Consider the following 16,912-nt stretch of genomic DNA (forward strand, 5'->3'; position numbering starts at 1 on the left):
ATGGACTCTGCCGCAGGGGAGATAGGGCGAAGCAAAAACCCAACATAACCGTTTTTGACCTGCGTGCTAAAAACAGGAAGCGACACAAAATGCACATCTTAGATTCAGTAGACAAAGCCTTACTAAAAACTGATGTTCCAGAATTTAGAGTCGGTGACACCGTCAAGGTTCACGTAAACATCATTGAAGGTTCCAGGTCTCGTATTCAGGTTTTCCAGGGAATCGTTATTCGCCGTTCCGGTGAAGGTGTTCGTGAAACTTTTACTGTTAGAAAAGTTAGCTTCCAGGTTGGTGTTGAAAGAACTTTCCCAATACACTCTCCAATCATCGACAAGATCGAGCTTGTTTCAAAGGGTGCTGTTCGCCGCGCCAAGCTCTACTTCTTGCGTGATCTAAGAGGCAAGAAGGCAAAGATTCGCGAAAAGCGCGAAAACGTCTAAAGGCCTTAAGGGGACACGCTTAGCGTGAGTGAAGAGCTATCGCTAGGCGAGCCAATGCGTCAAAAGAAAACTAAGCGGAGCCGTAAACAAGACCGGCGCCGCAAAAGCAGCAATTTGTTCGTTGCATTCTTTGTTGACCTAGTAGTGGTTATCGGGGCAGCCCTGATTCTTTCGCTACTTATTAAGACTTTCTTGATTCGCTCCTTTTTTATCCCCACCGGTTCCATGCTGGAGACTCTTCAGATAGATGACCGTATCATTGTCAATCAGCTCACTCCGGCTCTGTATCCAATTGAGCGCGGCGACGTCGTGGTGTTCAAAGATCCAGGTGGCTGGCTTGGCCCAGACATTACCGAACCAACTGACCCAATAGTTGTTTCTGTTGATTGGTTCCTGTCCGCTTTTGGCATCACTGCACCAGACAGCAAGCAGCACCTAGTCAAAAGAGTTATCGGAACGGCCGGGGACAAGATTGTGTGCTGTGATGCCGATGGAAAAATAACGGTCAACGGAGTGCCAATCACTGAGCCATACATAAGCTCCGGGCAAGCCCCATCAGCAATTGAGTTTGACGTTGAAGTGCCTAGTGGGTCGCTCTGGGTAATGGGAGACAACCGAGGAAATAGTGAAGACTCTCGCTATCACGGAGATCTACCGAGTAAAGGTTTTGTTTCAACCGAATGGGTTGTTGGCCGAGCTATCTTGATCAGCTGGCCCTTTGAGAATTGGACCTGGTTGGATAACTACCCCGATGTCTTCAAAAACATACCCAAGCCTTGATTCCGAGCGTCGAATCTTCGAGCGAGGCAACCGCTTCGTAATCGGAATCGATGAGGTTGGAAGAGGAGCAATCGCAGGACCGGTTGCTGTAGGCGTGAGCCTCATTGATAAAACCAACCCCAACTTGGAATCTTGGCCAGAAAAGCTTCAAGATTCCAAGCTCATGACCGCTAAATCTCGGAGCGAGATCACGCAGCCACTTGTGGATTGGGTCAGTTCCTACGCTGTTGGATTTAGTGCCAACACTGAAATCGACGCAGTTGGCATTTCCGAAGCATTGCGATTGGCAGCAGGGCGTGCTCTCGATGAGCTTTTCAAAGACGCAAATTTTAGAAAGATGATCGCTGAAGATGGCGCCGTTATCTTGTTAGATGGATCACAGAATTGGCTGGGAAAAGTCTCTTACGGACTAGATGTTTATCTCCAGGTAAAGGCTGACACCAACTGCGTCAGTGTCGCAGCCGCCGCGGTCTTGGCCAAGGTAACCAGGGACTCACTGATGCAGGACCTCGATCAGCAATACCCGGGCTATGGGATAGCCGGTCACAAAGGCTACGCCTCAGCAGCCCACATTGCCGCCCTAAGAAGCCTTGGCCCATCGGCTATCCACCGAGTGACTTGGCTGACTAGGATTCTGGCCTAGGGCTGGAATAGACTGAAGGCCAGATGGAAGAAAACGAATACGAAGACTACGACAGACAGGCTGAAGTCGCGCTTTATCGCGAGTATCGGGATGTTGTTGGAACCTTCAAATATGTAATTGAGACCGAGCGAAGGTTTTACCTTGCAAACGATGTCGAACTCAAAAGAGTAGACACCCCAAACGATTTCTACTTTGAGCTAAACATGAGCGATGTCTGGGTTTGGGACATTTACCGAACCGACCGCTTTATAAAATCTGTAAGGGTTCTTACATTCAAAGACGTGAACGTCGAAGAGCTATCAGGCAAAGCCTATGAGCTACCTAAAGAATTGGCTGTCGGCGAGTAGTTTCTCCACATCTCTAGTTTTTTCAAACATCTACACTTCGCTTCTTGGAATAGTTCTTCCATGCCAATCCTTAGCGACCAAGAACTACAAGATCTAACCCTCAGCTTTCAAGGTGACTCCTATTCACGAGGGCGAGCCTTGGATTTGGTTTCGGCAGCCACCATCAGCCTCGTTACCGAGCCTGGCGATCGCATGGCTGGAGCGCTAGCTAAGGCGTTAGGTAGACAGGCACTCTTACAGCTTTTGATTGATGGTTTTGACCCACATCGAGTCCTTGAAGAAATATATAAGGTCAGCGCCTCTGATTATCTTGTAGATATATTTGGTGATCTCCCTGGAACTATTAGCGATTCTAGGCAACGCTGGCTTCCTAGATTCTCTAAGAAAGCGGTCGCGAGCACTCTTCAAAGAGCAAAGCAGCTACAGCTTTCTTTGCTGCTAGCAGGCGATGATTTCTGGCCCATCGGATTAGATGATCTAGCAGAAGGAGCACCAGCACTGATTTTTGCTCAAGGAAACTATAAAGTGCTTGGAAGATTAGCCAACGGGGTATCGGTAGTTGGCTCAAGGGCATGCACCGAATACGGGGCAAAAGTTACCGCGAAGTTAGTTTCAGAACTTGCCTTCCACAAGCGCCCAACTGTCTCCGGAGGAGCACTCGGAGTAGATAGTCACGTTCATAACCAGAGCCTCAGAAACTCACTTCCAACGGCAGCCGTAATGGCAGGAGGGTTGGATCGTAAGTATCCAAGTTCGAATTCAAATCTGTTTCAAGTCATAGCTCGAAATGGAGTTTTGATCGCAGAGCTTTGCCCCGGGGTTGCACCGAGTCGCTGGCGCTTTTTGCAACGCAACAGATTAATAGCTGCCCTGACTCCAACAACGGTCGTTATTGAGGCAGGTATTCGCTCGGGCTCGATACGCACTGCGAATAATGCAATTGAACTAAATCGAGAGCTATTTGCAGTTCCTGGACCGCTGACATCAGCCGCCTCGGCCGGAACAAACTCTCTGATAGCCGAAGGCAAAGCTCGAGCGCTAGTGGATACCAAGCTGATTACCGCTGAAGTTTCCGAACCGGCAAGATTCCAAGACGGATCTTCATTGTTAGTGCGAGCCCAAGATGCACTTCGAGAACTCAGGCAGGCAACGGGTGAACAAATTGCCAAAACAGCCGGTCTAACCAATTTTGAGCTCAGCTTGGCACTCGATGAACTAAAAGCGCGGAATCTATTGACCATCATTCAAGACTCCTATGGGTTGCTCCATTACGCTTTGAAATATGCCAACCGAGCTTGAATACCTTCGCGATCAGTTCAGCCTTGAACTAGAAAACGGCAAAGGATTCTCGCTAAACACGGTCAAGGCTTACATCTCTGATGTCACTGACTTATTCGAATTCATGGAATCAAAAAAGCAATCAGAGATTCAAGACATCGACCTGGAGCTTTTGAGGGATTGGCTCTGGCGAGTCAGCGAGAAAGGTTTAGCGAAGACAACTCTGGCCCGAAAGAGCGCAGCTGTTAGAGCGTTCACTGCGTGGTTGTTTAAAAATGGAAAACTTGATTCCGACCCTGGACTAAAGCTTCGATCACCCAAAGCCTCCAGAACCTTACCAAAGGTTCTTTCCCGAGAGGCGATGTCTGGAATTTTTGATGTCCTCGAGCCACTTTCCACCAAAGACAACCCAACCGGTATGAGTGATTTGCTGATGGTGGAGATTCTCTATGGAAGCGGTATCCGAGTAAGTGAGCTGGTGGGTCTAAACCTTGACGACATTGACTACAGCCGCAAGATTCTTCGAGTTACCGGTAAAGGTAACAAGCAGAGAATGGTTCCCTATAGCGATCCCGCCAACGACGCACTTGCCCAGTGGATTCGCGAGGGAAGAGTTCAGTTTGTGAATGAGACCAGCGGCAATGCGCTTTTGATTAGCTCAAGAGGAAAACGTATTGGCGTTAGACAGGTTTACGCTTTGGTGGCTGGTCTCTTAGCCGACACGGCTGTGGGCGCTGCAGGACCGCATGCCCTGAGACACAGCGCGGCAACACATTTACTTGATGGCGGCGCAGATCTTCGAGCAGTGCAGGAACTCCTTGGCCACTCTTCGCTTGCGACCACCCAGATCTACACACACGTATCGGTTGATCGCTTGAAGCAGGGTTACTTGAAGGCTCACCCAAGGGCTTAGCTAGGTTCGATCCAGGGAAGAAGTATTGACGGAGAAAGCTCTCCGGTGAACCAAAGAGGTGAAAGGTATTCACCGTCTTGTCTGGTTGAAAAGTGCAGACAGAGAATATCTTTGCAGTGTTGAACATAATCTTGCGAGGCTTCACAAACTTCCGCAACTAGATCCCCAGCTGCTACCTCTTGGCCAACAGTCAACGAACTACAAACCGGCTCATAAGAACTGATAGTTCCTCCTTGGTGCAACAGGCTCAAAACTTGCCTATCGACGACCTTTCCAACAAAGCTTACGGTCGCATCAGCTGGTGCAAAAACTCCTTGCCCCAAGGTCACTTGATAATCAACTCCTCGATGTCCATTTCCATAGATCGTCTCGGGGGCAAGGTAGCTATTTACAAGCCCTGATCCAATAACAGGGGAGCTCCAGGAGGGCTGGCTTCCAAGACTTGGAGAAGGCGTCAACCAGGTCAAGCTCAGCGTCAAAAAGCCTGCGAGCTGGAGCGCAGCAATCTTCTGGGGTTCAATCACCTTTCTAATGTGCTGGATTGGCGAGCCACGAGGCCCCTGTTTTGGCAATCTGGGGAAAACTCGAGCTGGCAAGAGGTGATTGCAGGCTGGTATGCTTGGGTCTAGCGGCATTCTCGCTAAAAATCTTTGATTTTGAGATGTCGACTTCGCGTGCCGACCAAGATGTTTCTCACTCAGTGGCCCTAACAGGCTTGTGAGAAAAATCCGGCACCAGGGGTAATTGGCAACCGCCAATAACCATTAACTGAGTGGGCGCTTAATCGCGCCGAAAGGAAGTTCGACTCATGTCAGTCGTAACCACCCGTCAGCTGCTAGACAGCGGCGTACACTTTGGGCACCAGACCAGACGCTGGAACCCAAAGATGAAAAGATACATCCTCACCGATCGATCTGGAATCTACATCATCGATCTGCAGCAGTCGCTTGCAATGATCGACAAGGCCTACGAATTCGTAAAGAACACCGTTGCAAACGGTGGCTCAGTTCTTTTCGTCGGAACCAAGAAGCAGGCCCAGGAAGCAATAATGTCCGAGTCACTGCGCGTTGGACAGTCATATATCAACCAGAGATGGTTGGGTGGACTACTAACTAACTTCCAGACTGTCGGCAAGAGACTTGCTCGCATGAAGGAACTAGAGACCATGGACTTTAATGACGCATCGAAGTCTGGACTAACCAAGAAGGAACTTCTTATTCTTCGCCGCGAGAAGGACAAGCTAGAAAAGTCCCTCGGTGGTATTAGAAACGTAACCAAGACTCCATCAGCGATCTGGGTTGTTGACACCAACAAGGAGCACCTTGCAATCACAGAAGCTAGAAAGCTTGGAATTCCTGTTATTGGAATTCTGGACACTAACTGTGACCCGGACGATGTAACCTACGGAATTCCTGGAAACGATGACGCTATTCGTTCCATTCAGCTACTAACTCGCATAATTGCCGACGCAGTTGCAGAAGGACTTATTGCTCGTCACTCCAAGCCAGAAACCGAAGCTGAGCCACTTGCTGAATGGGAGCGCGAGCTTCTAGAGCAGGGCAACAAGACTGAGGCTGCACCTCAAGAAGAAGCGAAGGCGTAATTATGGCTAACTACACCGCTGCAGATGTGAAGGCTCTTCGCGAGAAATCCGGAGCCGGAATGATGGACTGCAAGGGCGCTCTAGATGAGGCCGATGGCAATCCAGAGAAGGCTTTTGAGCTTCTTCGACTAAAGGGACTCAAGGGAGTCACCAAGCGCGAGGGACGAGCGACCAGCAATGGTTTGGTAGTTGCCAGGGTTTCCGGTGGAACCGGTTACCTACTTGAGCTTGCTTGCGAGACGGACTTCGTAGCAAAAGCAGAGCGCTTTGTTGCACTGGGTGAGCAAGTTGCTGACGCAATTGCTGCGGCCGGTGCCAAGGATCTTGCTACAGCCCTTGCTGCTCCTCTTGCCGGCAAGAGCGTTGCTGATGCAATCAACGACGAAGCTGCCATCTTGGGCGAAAAAGCTGAATTGCGCAGAGTATCTGTGATTTCAGACGTAGCAGTTGACGCCTACCTACACCGAACCTCAAAGGACCTTCCACCTCAGGTGGGAGTGCTAGTTGCGTTCGATGGAAATGCTGAAACAGCCCACGATGTTGCAGTTCACATTGCAGCGTTTAGCCCGTCAGTTCTTTCTCGCGATCAGATCTCGGAAGAGACCGTTGCTACCGAAAGACGGATCGCCGATGAGACTGCCCGCAACGAGGGTAAGCCAGAAGCTGCACTTGCAAAGATTGTTGAAGGAAGAGTAAACGGCTTCTTCAAGGAAAACGTTTTGCTTGAGCAAGACTTTGCAAAGGATAACAAGCTAAGCGTCCAGAAGGTCCTAGACCAGTCAGGAACCAAGGTTTCTGCCTTTGTACGCTTCAGAGTTGGAGCCTAAGTAACTTGAACCAGACAAAGACTCGGCCCAATAGGGCTGAGTCTTTTTCTTTGCTCGCCTAGACTAGTACTGAACCTTGGAGGATTGCCTTGCCACAGAAAAAACGCAGAGTATTGCTGAAACTATCTGGAGAAGCATTTGGCGGCGGCACAGTTGGAGTGAACCCGGATGTGGTCGCCTCCCTTGCAAAAGAAATTGCTGAAGGCGCAAAATCCACTGAGGTAGCAATCGTTGTTGGAGGAGGAAACTTCTTCCGCGGTGCAGAGCTTTCCCAGCGCGGCATGGATAGATCCAGAGCCGACTACATGGGAATGCTTGGAACCGTCATGAACGCACTAGCTCTTCAAGACTTTTTGGAGCAGGCCGGTGTTGATGTCCGCGTACAGTCAGCAATTAGCATGGCGCAGGTTACTGAGCCCTACATTCCACTTCGAGCCATGAGGCATCTTGAAAAAGGAAGAGTTGTTATTTTTGGCGCAGGTGCGGGATTGCCCTACTTCTCAACTGACACCGTAGCCGCGCAGCGAGCACTGGAGATAAAAGCAGATGAGGTTCTGGTAGCCAAGAACGGCGTAGACGGCGTCTATTCTGCCGATCCAAAGAAAGACTCTGCTGCCAAGAAGATTGACACCATTACGTACCAGAATGCTCTCGTGCAGGGGCTCAAGGTAGTAGACGCAACCGCTTTTTCACTCTGCATGGACAACAAGATGCCGATGAGGGTGTTTGGAATGCAGGGTAAGTCAAATGTGACCGATGCCATCAAGGGCAAGAAAATCGGCACGAGCGTAACTGCCTAGTTTTACAAGAAAGAAGAACAGAAAATGATTGATCAAATCTTGAAATCAAGCGCTGAGAAGATGGATAAAGCTCTCGAGTCAGCCAAGGACGACTTTGCTACGGTTCGGACCGGTAGAGCAAATCCGCAGTTGTTTCAGAAGATTATGGTCGACTACTACGGCACAATGACACCTTTGGCTCAGCTTGCATCGCTTCAGAACCCTGAGGCCAGAACTATCGTGATTACCCCTTATGACAAGAGTGCTCTTGGATCTATTGAAAAAGCTTTACGGGATGTCCCAAACTTGGGGGCCAATCCAACCAATGATGGAAACTTAATCCGAGTGAGCCTTCCAGAACTGACCGAGGAGCGCCGCAAGGAGTTTGTGAAGCTTGTGAAGACCAAGGCTGAGGACCACAGGGTTTCGGTTCGCAACATTCGCCGCAAGGGTAACGACGATCTTGACGCCCTAAAAAAAGATGGCCAAGCAGGCGATGATGATATTGCTAGGGCTGAAAAAGAGCTAGATACCATAACCAAAAATCACGTCGATGCAATCGATGACGCACTAAAGCGTAAAGAAGCCGAACTCCTAGAGGTGTAACAATGTCAAACGTGAGTGCACCACAGGGGAGGTCACTCTCCAAATCGGTTATCGTCGGTCTTTTGCTGGCTTCAGCTTTTCTGGCCTCACTCCTGATCTACAAAGAGATCTTCATCGTGTTCCTGTCTATCTCCACCGCTATCGGTGCGTGGGAACTTTCTACTGCACTTCGAGAGAAGAACTGGTACGTACCTCGGGTGCCCGCGGTGGTTGGTTCGGTACTGATTATGCCCGCCACGTACTTCGGTGGCGCATCAATTCAGTGGCTAGCGAGCATTGCAATCGTTGCCGCATTAATTCTTTGGCGAACCGTCCATCTTCTTTTTGAGAGGCGTAAAGCCAATTTCCAAACCTTCCAGAGAACGATACGAGATTTTGGTGCAGCGGCTTTCTTAGTAATCTATTTGCCGCTGACCTTAAGCTTTGCAATTCTGTTGCTTCGGCGCGACGATGGGCATTGGTGGGTGCTTGCTTTTGTGACCACGGTTGCCCTCATTGATTCAGCGGGCTACTTGTTTGGTCGAATCTTTGGCCGAAACAAGCTAGCACCAGGGGTGAGCCCCAAAAAAACCTGGGAAGGTCTTGCTGCTTCAATTGTGTTCGGAACAGTTTCCGCAGTGTCCTTCACGGTCTTTTTATTGGGCGGTCAGTGGTGGGTAGGAATAATCTTCGCCGCGGCCCTAATTCTTGCAGCCGTGTTTGGTGATCTCGCCGAGTCACTTATCAAGCGCGATCTTGGAATCAAGGACATGTCTAAATTGCTACCGGGCCATGGCGGAATGATGGATCGACTTGATTCGTTGCTTCCTGCGTCGTTGATGACCTACTTGGTTATGGTGGTGTTCTTTGGCTGAGAATTCTAAGTTCGCGGTGGTTTCAGGAAGGGGATACAACCCGAAACAAGTTGACGCACTTTTTGATCTTGCCAAGCGTCAGTACGAGAACCCCAACTTAGTGCTTGTAAGAGCTTCTGACCTCAGGGGTCTAAGGTTAGGTCTTGTTCGCGGAGGCTATGCAACGAACCAGGTCGACGCGGCTCTGGACAATCTAGAGGACCACTTCATAAAAACTGAAGTAGCGGCATTTAGAGAGCGTTTCGGGGATCAAGAACTAACAAAGCGCTACTCAGAGCTAAGGGATGCTTTGATTCCTAGACTCAAGCGAGAAAAAGCTCAGCGGTTCACCAAAGTTTCAGTATTTTCCAGAGGGTACGATAAGAAAAAAGTCGATGCCCTTTGTGACCAGCTACTTGGTCACTTTGAATCCTCTAGCAAACTCAAAGTTGGAGAATTAAGAAGAGTCCAATTTAGCTCCACTCGACTTGGATACTCGATGCCGCAGGTAGACAGTTTTATAGATCGCGCCATTGAGGCAATGCAGCTTGAAATCACTGAGTAGCACAAACCTGATTGTCGGTGTCGTTGGCACCGTGTTCATTCTTGCAAGCTTCTTTGGCTGCACTGACTCATCTGATTCAAATCTGACTACTCCGACTCCGCCGGCTGTACAAATCCCAACGGCAGAACCGCCTACGGATACTTCTACTCCAAGTCCAAGTGGTGCAAGTCCCGCTCCTTCAGCCACAACCGATACAGCTACCGAAGCATCCTCTCCCGCCCTGGCCGCGCTTGCGACCATACCAATCAAGGGGCGGGCGCCAAAGACAGGTTACGACCGAGATCTGTTTGCTAGCGACTGGGATTACAGTTTTGGCTGTGACATGAGAAACAAGATTCTTAGAAGGGACTTTATAAAGTTTGAGTTTCGCTCCGACTCCAGTTGTATCATCGCAACTGGTGTATTGCAAGATCCATACACCGGTCAAACCATCAACTTCGTGAGAGGAGTTGGAACCTCTAATGAGGTGCAGATCGATCACGTTGTTTCCCTTAGCGATGCTTGGCAAAAAGGTGCCCAGCAGCTATCAAGTGCTCAGCGCTACGCCCTCTATAACGATCCGCTGAACCTGTTGGCAGTTTCAGGCTCGGCTAATGCACAAAAGAGCGATTCTGACGCTGCAAGCTGGTTGCCTGCCAACAGGGCATACCGCTGTTCCTTCGTCGCAAGGCAGGTAGCGGTAAAAATCAGCTATAACCTTTGGGTTACCCAGGCCGAACATGACACCATTTATCGCGTGCTCCAGGAGTGCCCTAATCAGGCCCTTCCTGCCGGCTAAGCCCTAAATAACTGCGCCCTAGCCCGAATTCAACACTAAAGATAGACTTGAAGGTCGTTGGCACAAACTTGTTTTGGAAAGGGCGGGTATGGGAAAGTACGAAGCTGTTCGCGTACCGTTTGCCAAGCGACTCATCCTTTCTTTCGACGAGCGGTTGGCTCAAAAAGGACTTACGCGTCCAAACCTGCCTCGAGTAACAAGAGCCGGTTCATTTCCGGCGCTAGGTTTCTTCTTTGTTATGGCGTTCACCATGGTTTACACCTTTGACCCATACGCCGGTAACTTAGCTAGTGCTTCAACAATGCAGGTGTTTGATCCCAACAAACAAACATCTGAAGCATTCGGATTTGACGATGAGTATTCTGTCACCTTCGAGCGAGGCGGCTTCAGGATGATTTCTGGAAATGAAGCAACCAGTTACTTCGTCCTGGCAGCGCCAATGCCGGAGGCCGGAACAGCAAAAGCTTATGCCTACAACTACATCCAGTCTTATGACTGGGGCTTAGATCAGTATTCCTGTCTTGTGAATTTATGGACCAGAGAGTCTCAGTGGCGAACCCTTGCCAGAAACCCATCTAGTGGTGCATACGGAATTCCACAGGCCTGGCCAGCTTCAAAGATGGCAACCGAGGGAGCCGACTGGATGACAAACCCGGAAACACAAATTCGCTGGGGGGTCAAGTACATTGCCGCTAGATACAAGACTGCTTGTGGAGCTTGGGCTCATTCGGAAGTTCACAACTGGTACTAATGAAAAGCCGACGTAATCGTGAATCAAAGTGGGGTGCGCAGTTTCAGCCACTTGATTTGGATCGAGTTCGAATCGGAGTAAAGCGAACAGAGACAAAGCGCGGAGTTGAGTATTCGGTTCAAACTACTTCTGGCCAAAGTGCAGAGGAAGATAAGAGCTGGCTCTGCCCACATTGCAACTTAGCAATTTCAAAAGGTCAAAACCACACTGTTGCTTGGGATTCAGTACGTGGCGTGGACACCCGAAGACACTTTCACAATTCTTGCTGGAAGGCCTTCCAGGGACCACTGCTGTGATCGAAATAACCTCATCCACCGAGCTTCCTTCCAGGCGTGAGGCCATCACCTTACGAACTTCGGACAACTTAAATCTCGTTGGCGAATTAGCCATGCCGGTTGAGTCCGCGCCATCAGCGGTGTTGCTAACTTTGCACCCACTACCCACTCACGGTGGATTTATGGATTCACACATCCTTAGAAAGGCAGCAAACCGATTGCCAGCCCTGGCAAACTTAGCTGTTCTTAGATTCAATACCCGCGGGACATCTAGCCCACACGGCACCAGCGAGGGAAGCTTTGGCGAGGGAGTCTCCGAAAGATTGGACCTTGAAGCCGCCCTTGAATTTCTTGAGGCAAGAAAGCTGGGTCCGGTGTGGCTAGTGGGGTGGTCCTTCGGAACTGAACTCGCGATCAAATACGGCTTCGACAAAAACATTGCTGGTGCAGTTTTACTTTCCCCGCCTCTTCATAGAGCTACCGAAGCCGATCTGGCAAAGTGGATCGGCACAGACAAGAAATTGGTTGCAATCGTTCCAGAGCATGACGAGTTCCTAGCTCCAAAAGAAGCAACCGTTCGATTTGCGGCGGCTCCCGGGGCCCAAGTTATTGCAGTTGATGGCGCAAAGCACCTCTGGGTTGGCGAGTCAGCAACTAAGACAGTGCTGAATGAAATAGTTAAAGTGGTAGCACCTAGTAGCTATCCGCTACCTGAATACTTCTAGAGAGAGTTTTGTCGAGGGATGAATATCTCTCGAACGATAAAAATCATCGATGCTGCAAACGGAATTGCAACGAGCGCTCCAAGGATTCCAAGCAACGCTCCACCAGAAAGTGCGGCGATAACAACAATTGGGGCTGGAACCGATACGGCAACTTTCATAACCCTTGGGCTAACTACATAGGCTTCAATCTGAAGGTATATCAGGAAGTAGATCGCAAGAGCAATAGCCGAGGTTGGGTTTACTGCAACCGCAACGATAACCACTAACGCGGCGCCCGAAACCGAACCAACAAGAGGGATGATTGCAAGTAAGAAAACAATGAACGCCAATACCAAAGCAAACGGAAGCCCAACAACACTCATCGCCACAAATGCCAGAGTTGCATTTAGCGCGGCAACTGATACTTGACCGATTACATACCTTCCAACAGAGGTAGATACCTGCTGAGATATCTTGGTGTAACGCTCACGACTGCTGGCAGGAACCAATTTCGTAAGGGACGCCTTGAAGCGTTCGAGCGATGCAAGGAAGAATACGGTCAGTACCAAAATAATCAGGAATCCAAAAGCGCCGTTAAACAAGCTAATTCCGACCTGAACGACTCCTCCAACCAGGGTTGGCCAGTTAGCCGAGTCGCTTAAAAAGCTTCCGGCGTTGGCAAGCGCTCCACCCACTGCTCCACCCAATTGCTCGTCTAGGCCTACAACCAAAGGGATCTTGGTGATGTCCTGAATAAGCTCCGGAGCTGTTGCCAGGAAGTTTGTGCCTTCAGTAATCAGAGCTGGAGCTAGCGCCCAAACCATAAGAGCTAGAAAGCCCAGCAATGAAACAATCACCGTAAGAACCGCAAGCGGTCTTGGAAGTTTCAGTTTTTCTAGGCTGGAAACCAGAGGGTCAAGGCCTAGGGCTAGAAACACTGCCGCGAAGATGTAAGTGATTACATTGGCAAGAGTGGCCACAGCCCCACCAATAACCAAAGCAGTCAAAACCCCAAGGCCACCAAACAAGCCCAACTGAAAGGCGCTGGCTATTTTCATATTTTGAACGGTCATGATCAGCTACTTTAACGAATTCTTGGAAGCAGCAACCACTTTTTCTAGCTGCTCCAGGTAAGAACCAACAGTTCTACGCTCAACCTCAAGCTGTTTTAGCTTTGCGCTTGACTCGTCCAGCTCTTTGGCAATTTTTGCTTTAGCGTCGGCAATTAGATTTCTTGCTTCTGCCTCAGCACTGGCGATAAGTGTCTCGGCCTGCAGCTTCGCCGCATCGGTTGTCTTTTTGTTTATTGAGCGAGCAGCAGATTCGATGGTCTCGGCCTCGAGCTGAGCGGCGTTGGCTCTAGCAATAGCGGTTTGTAGCTGAAGCTTGGCATCGTCTAGGTACTTCTGTGTTTGGTGGACTGCTTCCTGGTGTTTTTCCAGGTACTGCTTCTCAGCCTCGACTCTTCTTCCGGTCAGCTCAAGCTCAAGATCGATTCTCGACTGCTCACCGATAAGTAAGGCGGCTTTTTCGGCATCAATTTCTCTTACCGATTGTTTTTGTAGCAGTAGACGTTTTTCGACAACGTCCTTCTCAGCTTCGGCTTTTTGTAATTCTGTTTGCCTCTTGGTGTCAGCTCGAAGCTTGGCGACCTCGGTTGCTATTTCCCCGCGGATCGCGGATGCTTCGCGCGAGGCTTCCTCAAGTAGGCGCTTGGCCTCTAGTTCAGTTTTAGCTAAAAGCTCGTTAGCTTCTCCGCGAGCGACGTTTATTGCTCTTTGACCTTTACGGTCAGCTTCTGCAACGAGCGATTCGTAGTAGCTGTCAGCTTCAGATTTTTTTGTTTCAACTTCCTCGTTAATGCTGCCAAGAATTCTAATTTTTTCACTCTCAGCATGAGCCATAAGTCGAGTTGCCTGATCCTCGGCAGAAGCCAAGATAATGGCGGCTTGGTTTCCAAGACCTGCATAGGTCGGGGACTGGCTCTCGCCTAGCCTGGTGCTAAGAGCCTCAATTTCGAGCTTGGCTTGCTTGAGCTCCTCAACCAACTGAGCGTTTTGGGCAGAAAGTCTAAGAATGTCTCTATTTAGGTCCAGAACCGCCTCGTCAACAGCAGCCTTGGCATACCCACGCATGGCAGAGGGGAACATCTGGTCCTCACCTGACATTTTCGTCCTCCAGCTGGGTTGGTTAGAATAGGGAGGGCTCTTCGGCCCAAGTAAATAGTTTAGCTGGAATGGATAATCATGCGTTTTTTGATTGCGGCTACCCTATTTATCGTCTCCATTTCCTTCTTATTGCTTGGACTCGCCCAGCGGACCATCTGGGCACCACCTGCAGTTTTTGCGGTAAATCTAGTGGGCCAGCAGTCCCAGCCATACTTGATTATTCCGGCCGAGGCTCTGGCCATGATGCCAGGCGATGCGACCATTAGCACCTCAGGCTCTGGCCCAGTCTTCTTGGCGGCTGGAAGAGATGCAGATATCTTGGCGTGGGTTGGCAAGACTAGCCACTCAATCGTTGAAAGCTCAGTCGAGAACCAATCCCTAAAAGTGGTAGAAAACCAAGGAACTGGCGACTTCATTAGCCCGGTCGGCTCAGATTTGTGGATCAGCGAGTTTTCGGCAGAGTCATCGGGCCAGCTTGTGGTTCCAGAGGGTCAAGATTTATCGGTTCTGGTGGCAAGTGACGGTCTAATTCCAGCGCCGGAGCGAGTTAGGGTTTCCTGGCCAACTGAGAACTCGACAACGGTTTCAGACATCTTCTTGGGTGTCGGCCTTGGCTTTTTGATACTTGCCATATTCTTCAACGTCTTGGCTCTTGGCAAGATGATTCGAAACCGAGGCCCTAGAAGGAAAGTTCCTAAAGCTCCTCAGGGTCCAAGATACAAACCAAAGAACAAGGGTTACGACCTTCCAAAACGCGGCAGGAGGTCTGCGAGCAACAAGATTGCCCTAGTGCCAGTTTCAGTTGGATTAGTGCTGGCGCTAAGCGGTTGCCAAGTTGCCGGGGTTCCTCTAGCTTCCCCAACACCTTCCGAGTCACCCACGACTTCAGTTGTTGATGAGATTGCACCAGCGTTGAACGAAGAACAAGTGACTCGAATTCTGGCTGACATACAACGTGTGGTGGCTGAAGCTGATGCATCAGGTGAGACTAGCTTGTTGCAAACCCGGGTAGAGGGTCCAGCGCTTTTGTTCAGAGAAGCAAACTATTTACTGCGGTCAAGATCACCGGATGTTCTACCCTTGCCGCCAATTTCAACTTCAGTGGTTTCAATCACCATTATTTCTAAGACTGAGTCTTGGCCAAGAGCTCTTATGGTGGTAACCCAGGACGGCGATGAGTTACCCCAAACCTTAGTCATCCAGCAGCTATCACCACGCGAGCCTTACAAGCTCCTTTACAACATGGCACTGCTTCCTGGGGTGGAGTTTCCAGATGTTGCCGCGGCTAGCGATGGAGCAATTCCAGTTGAAGTCGATTCACTGTTCTTGAAGATTTCACCTATTAACCTGGCACCTACTTACGGTGATCTGATTGATAACGGTCCGGCGAGCGAGTTTTATAGCCAGTTTGATCTGGCTACAGATAAGTTCTATGAGCAGATATCTCAAACTCAGGCAGATCAAGCTGAAAACCTAGATGAGGCAACCACGGTGTTTTCACATGAACTGGGAGATGCCAACGTGGTTTCTCTGACAACTTCGGACTCGGGTGCGATTGTGGCTTTGATGATGGTTGATACTTGGGAGATTGTGCCCACAAGTCGAAACTCTGCAGTGACCGTTTCGGGAGATGAGCTACTCCTTCTTGGGGTTGAAGGAAGCCGAAGTGGCGTTAGCACTCGTTACGGAAACATGTTGCTCTTTTACGTTCCACTGGCTAGCTCTGATCAAAAAATTAGACTCCTTGGGGCAACTCAATCACTTCTTAGCATCGAGGTTTTGTAGGTGACTATCGAATTTGGTAAGTCAACTGACCAAGCGCAGACAGTTCCGGCTTTAGTAATTGAGGTAGATTCCACTTCAATTCGGGACTACCTAGCAATTTCTGACAGTCTTCCCGTTCTAGTTTTGTTCGTACAGGAAAATGATCCTTCCAGCCAGTCACTTCTAAGAACTCTAAAGATCCTCACAGAAAAAACCGCAGGCAAGATCTTGACCTTGGTGGTGGACGCAGTAAAGTCACCAGAACTAGCCCAAGCATTTGACCTCAAACAAATTCCAACACTGCTTGGAATGCTGAAAGGTCAGCCTGCTCCGCTTTTTACCGGAGACCAACCGGTCGAGCAGGTTCAACAAATAATCGAGCGAGTTCTTGAAGTCGGAAAAGAAAACGGACTTACCGCAACCGTAAAGGTTGCAGAGCCACAGCCCGAGCTTTCAATCACCCACCAGCAAGCCTTTGCGGCGATTGAAGAAAACAATTACCCGCTTGCTAAATCTCTCTACGAGAAGGCTTTGGTTGAAAACCCTAATGATCAGCTAGCTGAAGCGGGACTAGCCCAAATCAAGCTGCTGATTCGCCTGGAAGGCAAAGACCTCCCATCCCTGGCCAGCTCTTCGGGACAAGAAAGTGAAACAGTTTTAGATCGAGTAGACGCCTTGGTTGCCACGGGGTCTGCCAAGGAAGGATTCGAGCAGCTGCTTGAACTGTTTGAAAAGACGGCTAAGGACCAGAGGGAGCCCATTCGCCTTAGATTTGTCGAACTGTTTCTAGTTGTTGGAAACGAAGATCCTGCTGTTATGCAAGCCAGGAAAAATCTAAGCTTGCTGCTTTTCTGAAAG

Annotated in this window: 21 protein-coding genes; 18 read left to right on the plus strand and 3 right to left on the minus strand. The window is 49.7% G+C overall.

The features are described from left to right. Positions 1 to 89 precede the first annotated feature (89 nt). Genes rplS through AC9UFE_RS03730 form a run of 6 tightly spaced genes read left to right on the plus strand, consistent with a single transcriptional unit; the run spans position 90 to position 4,401 of the window. Positions 90 to 440 (plus strand): 50S ribosomal protein L19, encoded by a 351-nt coding sequence (rplS, locus tag AC9UFE_RS03705; protein WP_509545859.1) that lies wholly within the window; start codon positions 90 to 92, stop codon positions 438 to 440. A gap of 24 nt (positions 441 to 464) precedes the next feature. Then, positions 465 to 1,220 carry a signal peptidase I gene (gene lepB, locus AC9UFE_RS03710; RefSeq protein ID WP_509545749.1) on the plus strand — a complete coding sequence of 252 codons (756 nt, stop codon included), beginning with the start codon at positions 465 to 467 and terminating at the stop codon, positions 1,218 to 1,220. Continuing rightward, entirely contained in the window at positions 1,192 to 1,863 is a 672-nt protein-coding gene (rnhB, locus tag AC9UFE_RS03715; protein ID WP_509545751.1) for a ribonuclease HII, read from the plus strand. The genes lepB and rnhB overlap by 29 nt, the downstream gene beginning before the upstream one ends. Positions 1,864 to 1,886: 23 nt before the next feature. Next, the gene (locus tag AC9UFE_RS03720) at positions 1,887 to 2,210 is read left to right on the plus strand and encodes a DUF2469 family protein (RefSeq protein ID WP_509545753.1); all 324 of its coding nucleotides are present in this window, start codon (positions 1,887 to 1,889) and stop codon (positions 2,208 to 2,210) included. A 60-nt stretch (positions 2,211 to 2,270) separates the two neighbouring features. After that, positions 2,271 to 3,509 (plus strand): DNA-processing protein DprA, encoded by a 1,239-nt coding sequence (locus AC9UFE_RS03725; protein ID WP_509545755.1) that lies wholly within the window; start codon positions 2,271 to 2,273, stop codon positions 3,507 to 3,509. Continuing rightward, positions 3,493 to 4,401 (plus strand): tyrosine recombinase XerC, encoded by a 909-nt coding sequence (locus tag AC9UFE_RS03730; RefSeq protein WP_509545757.1) that lies wholly within the window; start codon positions 3,493 to 3,495, stop codon positions 4,399 to 4,401. Before AC9UFE_RS03725 ends, AC9UFE_RS03730 begins: the two co-directional genes overlap by 17 nt. Here AC9UFE_RS03730 and AC9UFE_RS03735 read toward each other — a convergent pair. Then, on the minus strand, positions 4,398 to 4,925 hold the full coding sequence (locus tag AC9UFE_RS03735) for a M23 family metallopeptidase (RefSeq protein WP_509545759.1): 528 nt from the start codon (positions 4,923 to 4,925) through the stop codon (positions 4,398 to 4,400). The two genes, AC9UFE_RS03730 and AC9UFE_RS03735, sit on opposite strands and share 4 nt — an antisense overlap. A gap of 284 nt (positions 4,926 to 5,209) precedes the next feature. Between AC9UFE_RS03735 and rpsB the strand changes: the two genes are divergently transcribed. From rpsB to AC9UFE_RS03785, 10 genes are all read left to right on the plus strand, one after another. Further along, positions 5,210 to 6,004 (plus strand): 30S ribosomal protein S2, encoded by a 795-nt coding sequence (gene rpsB / locus AC9UFE_RS03740; RefSeq protein WP_509545761.1) that lies wholly within the window; start codon positions 5,210 to 5,212, stop codon positions 6,002 to 6,004. Between the two features lie 2 nt (positions 6,005 to 6,006). Continuing rightward, positions 6,007 to 6,831, plus strand: coding sequence for a translation elongation factor Ts (tsf, locus tag AC9UFE_RS03745; RefSeq protein WP_509545763.1), 825 nt, complete (start codon positions 6,007 to 6,009; stop codon positions 6,829 to 6,831). Between the two features lie 89 nt (positions 6,832 to 6,920). Further along, positions 6,921 to 7,631 (plus strand): UMP kinase, encoded by a 711-nt coding sequence (pyrH, locus tag AC9UFE_RS03750; protein WP_509545765.1) that lies wholly within the window; start codon positions 6,921 to 6,923, stop codon positions 7,629 to 7,631. A 24-nt stretch (positions 7,632 to 7,655) separates the two neighbouring features. Next, a complete protein-coding gene (gene frr, locus AC9UFE_RS03755; RefSeq protein ID WP_509545767.1) occupies positions 7,656 to 8,216 on the plus strand; it encodes a ribosome recycling factor in 561 nt (186 codons plus the stop codon). Between the two features lie 2 nt (positions 8,217 to 8,218). Then, a complete protein-coding gene (locus tag AC9UFE_RS03760; protein WP_509545769.1) occupies positions 8,219 to 9,070 on the plus strand; it encodes a phosphatidate cytidylyltransferase in 852 nt (283 codons plus the stop codon). Further along, on the plus strand, positions 9,063 to 9,614 hold the full coding sequence (locus tag AC9UFE_RS03765) for a DivIVA domain-containing protein (RefSeq protein WP_509545771.1): 552 nt from the start codon (positions 9,063 to 9,065) through the stop codon (positions 9,612 to 9,614). Before AC9UFE_RS03760 ends, AC9UFE_RS03765 begins: the two co-directional genes overlap by 8 nt. Then, positions 9,598 to 10,392 carry an HNH endonuclease family protein gene (locus tag AC9UFE_RS03770; RefSeq protein WP_509545773.1) on the plus strand — a complete coding sequence of 265 codons (795 nt, stop codon included), beginning with the start codon at positions 9,598 to 9,600 and terminating at the stop codon, positions 10,390 to 10,392. Before AC9UFE_RS03765 ends, AC9UFE_RS03770 begins: the two co-directional genes overlap by 17 nt. A gap of 88 nt (positions 10,393 to 10,480) precedes the next feature. Beyond that, positions 10,481 to 11,143, plus strand: coding sequence for an aggregation-promoting factor C-terminal-like domain-containing protein (locus tag AC9UFE_RS03775; protein WP_509545775.1), 663 nt, complete (start codon positions 10,481 to 10,483; stop codon positions 11,141 to 11,143). Then, on the plus strand, positions 11,143 to 11,439 hold the full coding sequence (locus AC9UFE_RS03780; RefSeq protein WP_509545777.1) for an Rv1322 family protein: 297 nt from the start codon (positions 11,143 to 11,145) through the stop codon (positions 11,437 to 11,439). Before AC9UFE_RS03775 ends, AC9UFE_RS03780 begins: the two co-directional genes overlap by 1 nt. Beyond that, positions 11,439 to 12,143: an alpha/beta hydrolase gene (locus AC9UFE_RS03785; RefSeq protein ID WP_509545861.1), complete on the plus strand. Its 705-nt coding sequence runs from the start codon at positions 11,439 to 11,441 to the stop codon at positions 12,141 to 12,143. The genes AC9UFE_RS03780 and AC9UFE_RS03785 overlap by 1 nt, the downstream gene beginning before the upstream one ends. Here AC9UFE_RS03785 and AC9UFE_RS03790 read toward each other — a convergent pair. Further along, on the minus strand, positions 12,140 to 13,195 hold the full coding sequence (locus tag AC9UFE_RS03790; protein ID WP_509545779.1) for an AI-2E family transporter: 1,056 nt from the start codon (positions 13,193 to 13,195) through the stop codon (positions 12,140 to 12,142). The genes AC9UFE_RS03785 and AC9UFE_RS03790 overlap by 4 nt on opposite strands. 6 nt (positions 13,196 to 13,201) lie before the next feature. Continuing rightward, the gene (locus AC9UFE_RS03795; RefSeq protein WP_509545781.1) at positions 13,202 to 14,290 is read right to left on the minus strand and encodes a hypothetical protein; all 1,089 of its coding nucleotides are present in this window, start codon (positions 14,288 to 14,290) and stop codon (positions 13,202 to 13,204) included. 78 nt (positions 14,291 to 14,368) lie between these two features. Between AC9UFE_RS03795 and AC9UFE_RS03800 the strand changes: the two genes are divergently transcribed. Both AC9UFE_RS03800 and AC9UFE_RS03805 read left to right on the plus strand, forming a co-directional pair. Beyond that, on the plus strand, positions 14,369 to 16,075 hold the full coding sequence (locus AC9UFE_RS03800) for a DUF8094 domain-containing protein (protein WP_509545783.1): 1,707 nt from the start codon (positions 14,369 to 14,371) through the stop codon (positions 16,073 to 16,075). Next, the gene (locus AC9UFE_RS03805) at positions 16,076 to 16,909 is read left to right on the plus strand and encodes a tetratricopeptide repeat protein (protein WP_509545785.1); all 834 of its coding nucleotides are present in this window, start codon (positions 16,076 to 16,078) and stop codon (positions 16,907 to 16,909) included. Positions 16,910 to 16,912: the final 3 nt, after the last annotated feature.

Origin of the sequence: Rhodoluna sp. (assembly GCF_044239955.1) — a bacterium.
GTDB lineage: Bacteria > Actinomycetota > Actinomycetes > Actinomycetales > Microbacteriaceae > Rhodoluna.

What these genes read in the sequence shown, in the direction of transcription:
- rplS (WP_509545859.1), top strand. Translation starts at nt 90, where the DNA reads ATGCACATCTTAGATTCAGTAGACAAAGCCTTACTAAAAACTGATGTT.
- rnhB (WP_509545751.1), top strand. Translation starts at nt 1,192, where the DNA reads ATGTCTTCAAAAACATACCCAAGCCTTGATTCCGAGCGTCGAATCTTC.
- AC9UFE_RS03720 (WP_509545753.1), top strand. Translation starts at nt 1,887, where the DNA reads ATGGAAGAAAACGAATACGAAGACTACGACAGACAGGCTGAAGTCGCG.
- AC9UFE_RS03725 (WP_509545755.1), top strand. Translation starts at nt 2,271, where the DNA reads ATGCCAATCCTTAGCGACCAAGAACTACAAGATCTAACCCTCAGCTTT.
- AC9UFE_RS03730 (WP_509545757.1), top strand. Translation starts at nt 3,493, where the DNA reads ATGCCAACCGAGCTTGAATACCTTCGCGATCAGTTCAGCCTTGAACTA.
- rpsB (WP_509545761.1), top strand. Translation starts at nt 5,210, where the DNA reads ATGTCAGTCGTAACCACCCGTCAGCTGCTAGACAGCGGCGTACACTTT.
- tsf (WP_509545763.1), top strand. Translation starts at nt 6,007, where the DNA reads ATGGCTAACTACACCGCTGCAGATGTGAAGGCTCTTCGCGAGAAATCC.
- frr (WP_509545767.1), top strand. Translation starts at nt 7,656, where the DNA reads ATGATTGATCAAATCTTGAAATCAAGCGCTGAGAAGATGGATAAAGCT.
- AC9UFE_RS03760 (WP_509545769.1), top strand. Translation starts at nt 8,219, where the DNA reads ATGTCAAACGTGAGTGCACCACAGGGGAGGTCACTCTCCAAATCGGTT.
- AC9UFE_RS03775 (WP_509545775.1), top strand. Translation starts at nt 10,481, where the DNA reads ATGGGAAAGTACGAAGCTGTTCGCGTACCGTTTGCCAAGCGACTCATC.
- AC9UFE_RS03780 (WP_509545777.1), top strand. Translation starts at nt 11,143, where the DNA reads ATGAAAAGCCGACGTAATCGTGAATCAAAGTGGGGTGCGCAGTTTCAG.
- AC9UFE_RS03790 (WP_509545779.1), bottom strand. Translation starts at nt 13,195, where the DNA reads ATGACCGTTCAAAATATGAAAATAGCCAGCGCCTTTCAGTTGGGCTTG.
- AC9UFE_RS03795 (WP_509545781.1), bottom strand. Translation starts at nt 14,290, where the DNA reads ATGTCAGGTGAGGACCAGATGTTCCCCTCTGCCATGCGTGGGTATGCC.
- AC9UFE_RS03800 (WP_509545783.1), top strand. Translation starts at nt 14,369, where the DNA reads ATGCGTTTTTTGATTGCGGCTACCCTATTTATCGTCTCCATTTCCTTC.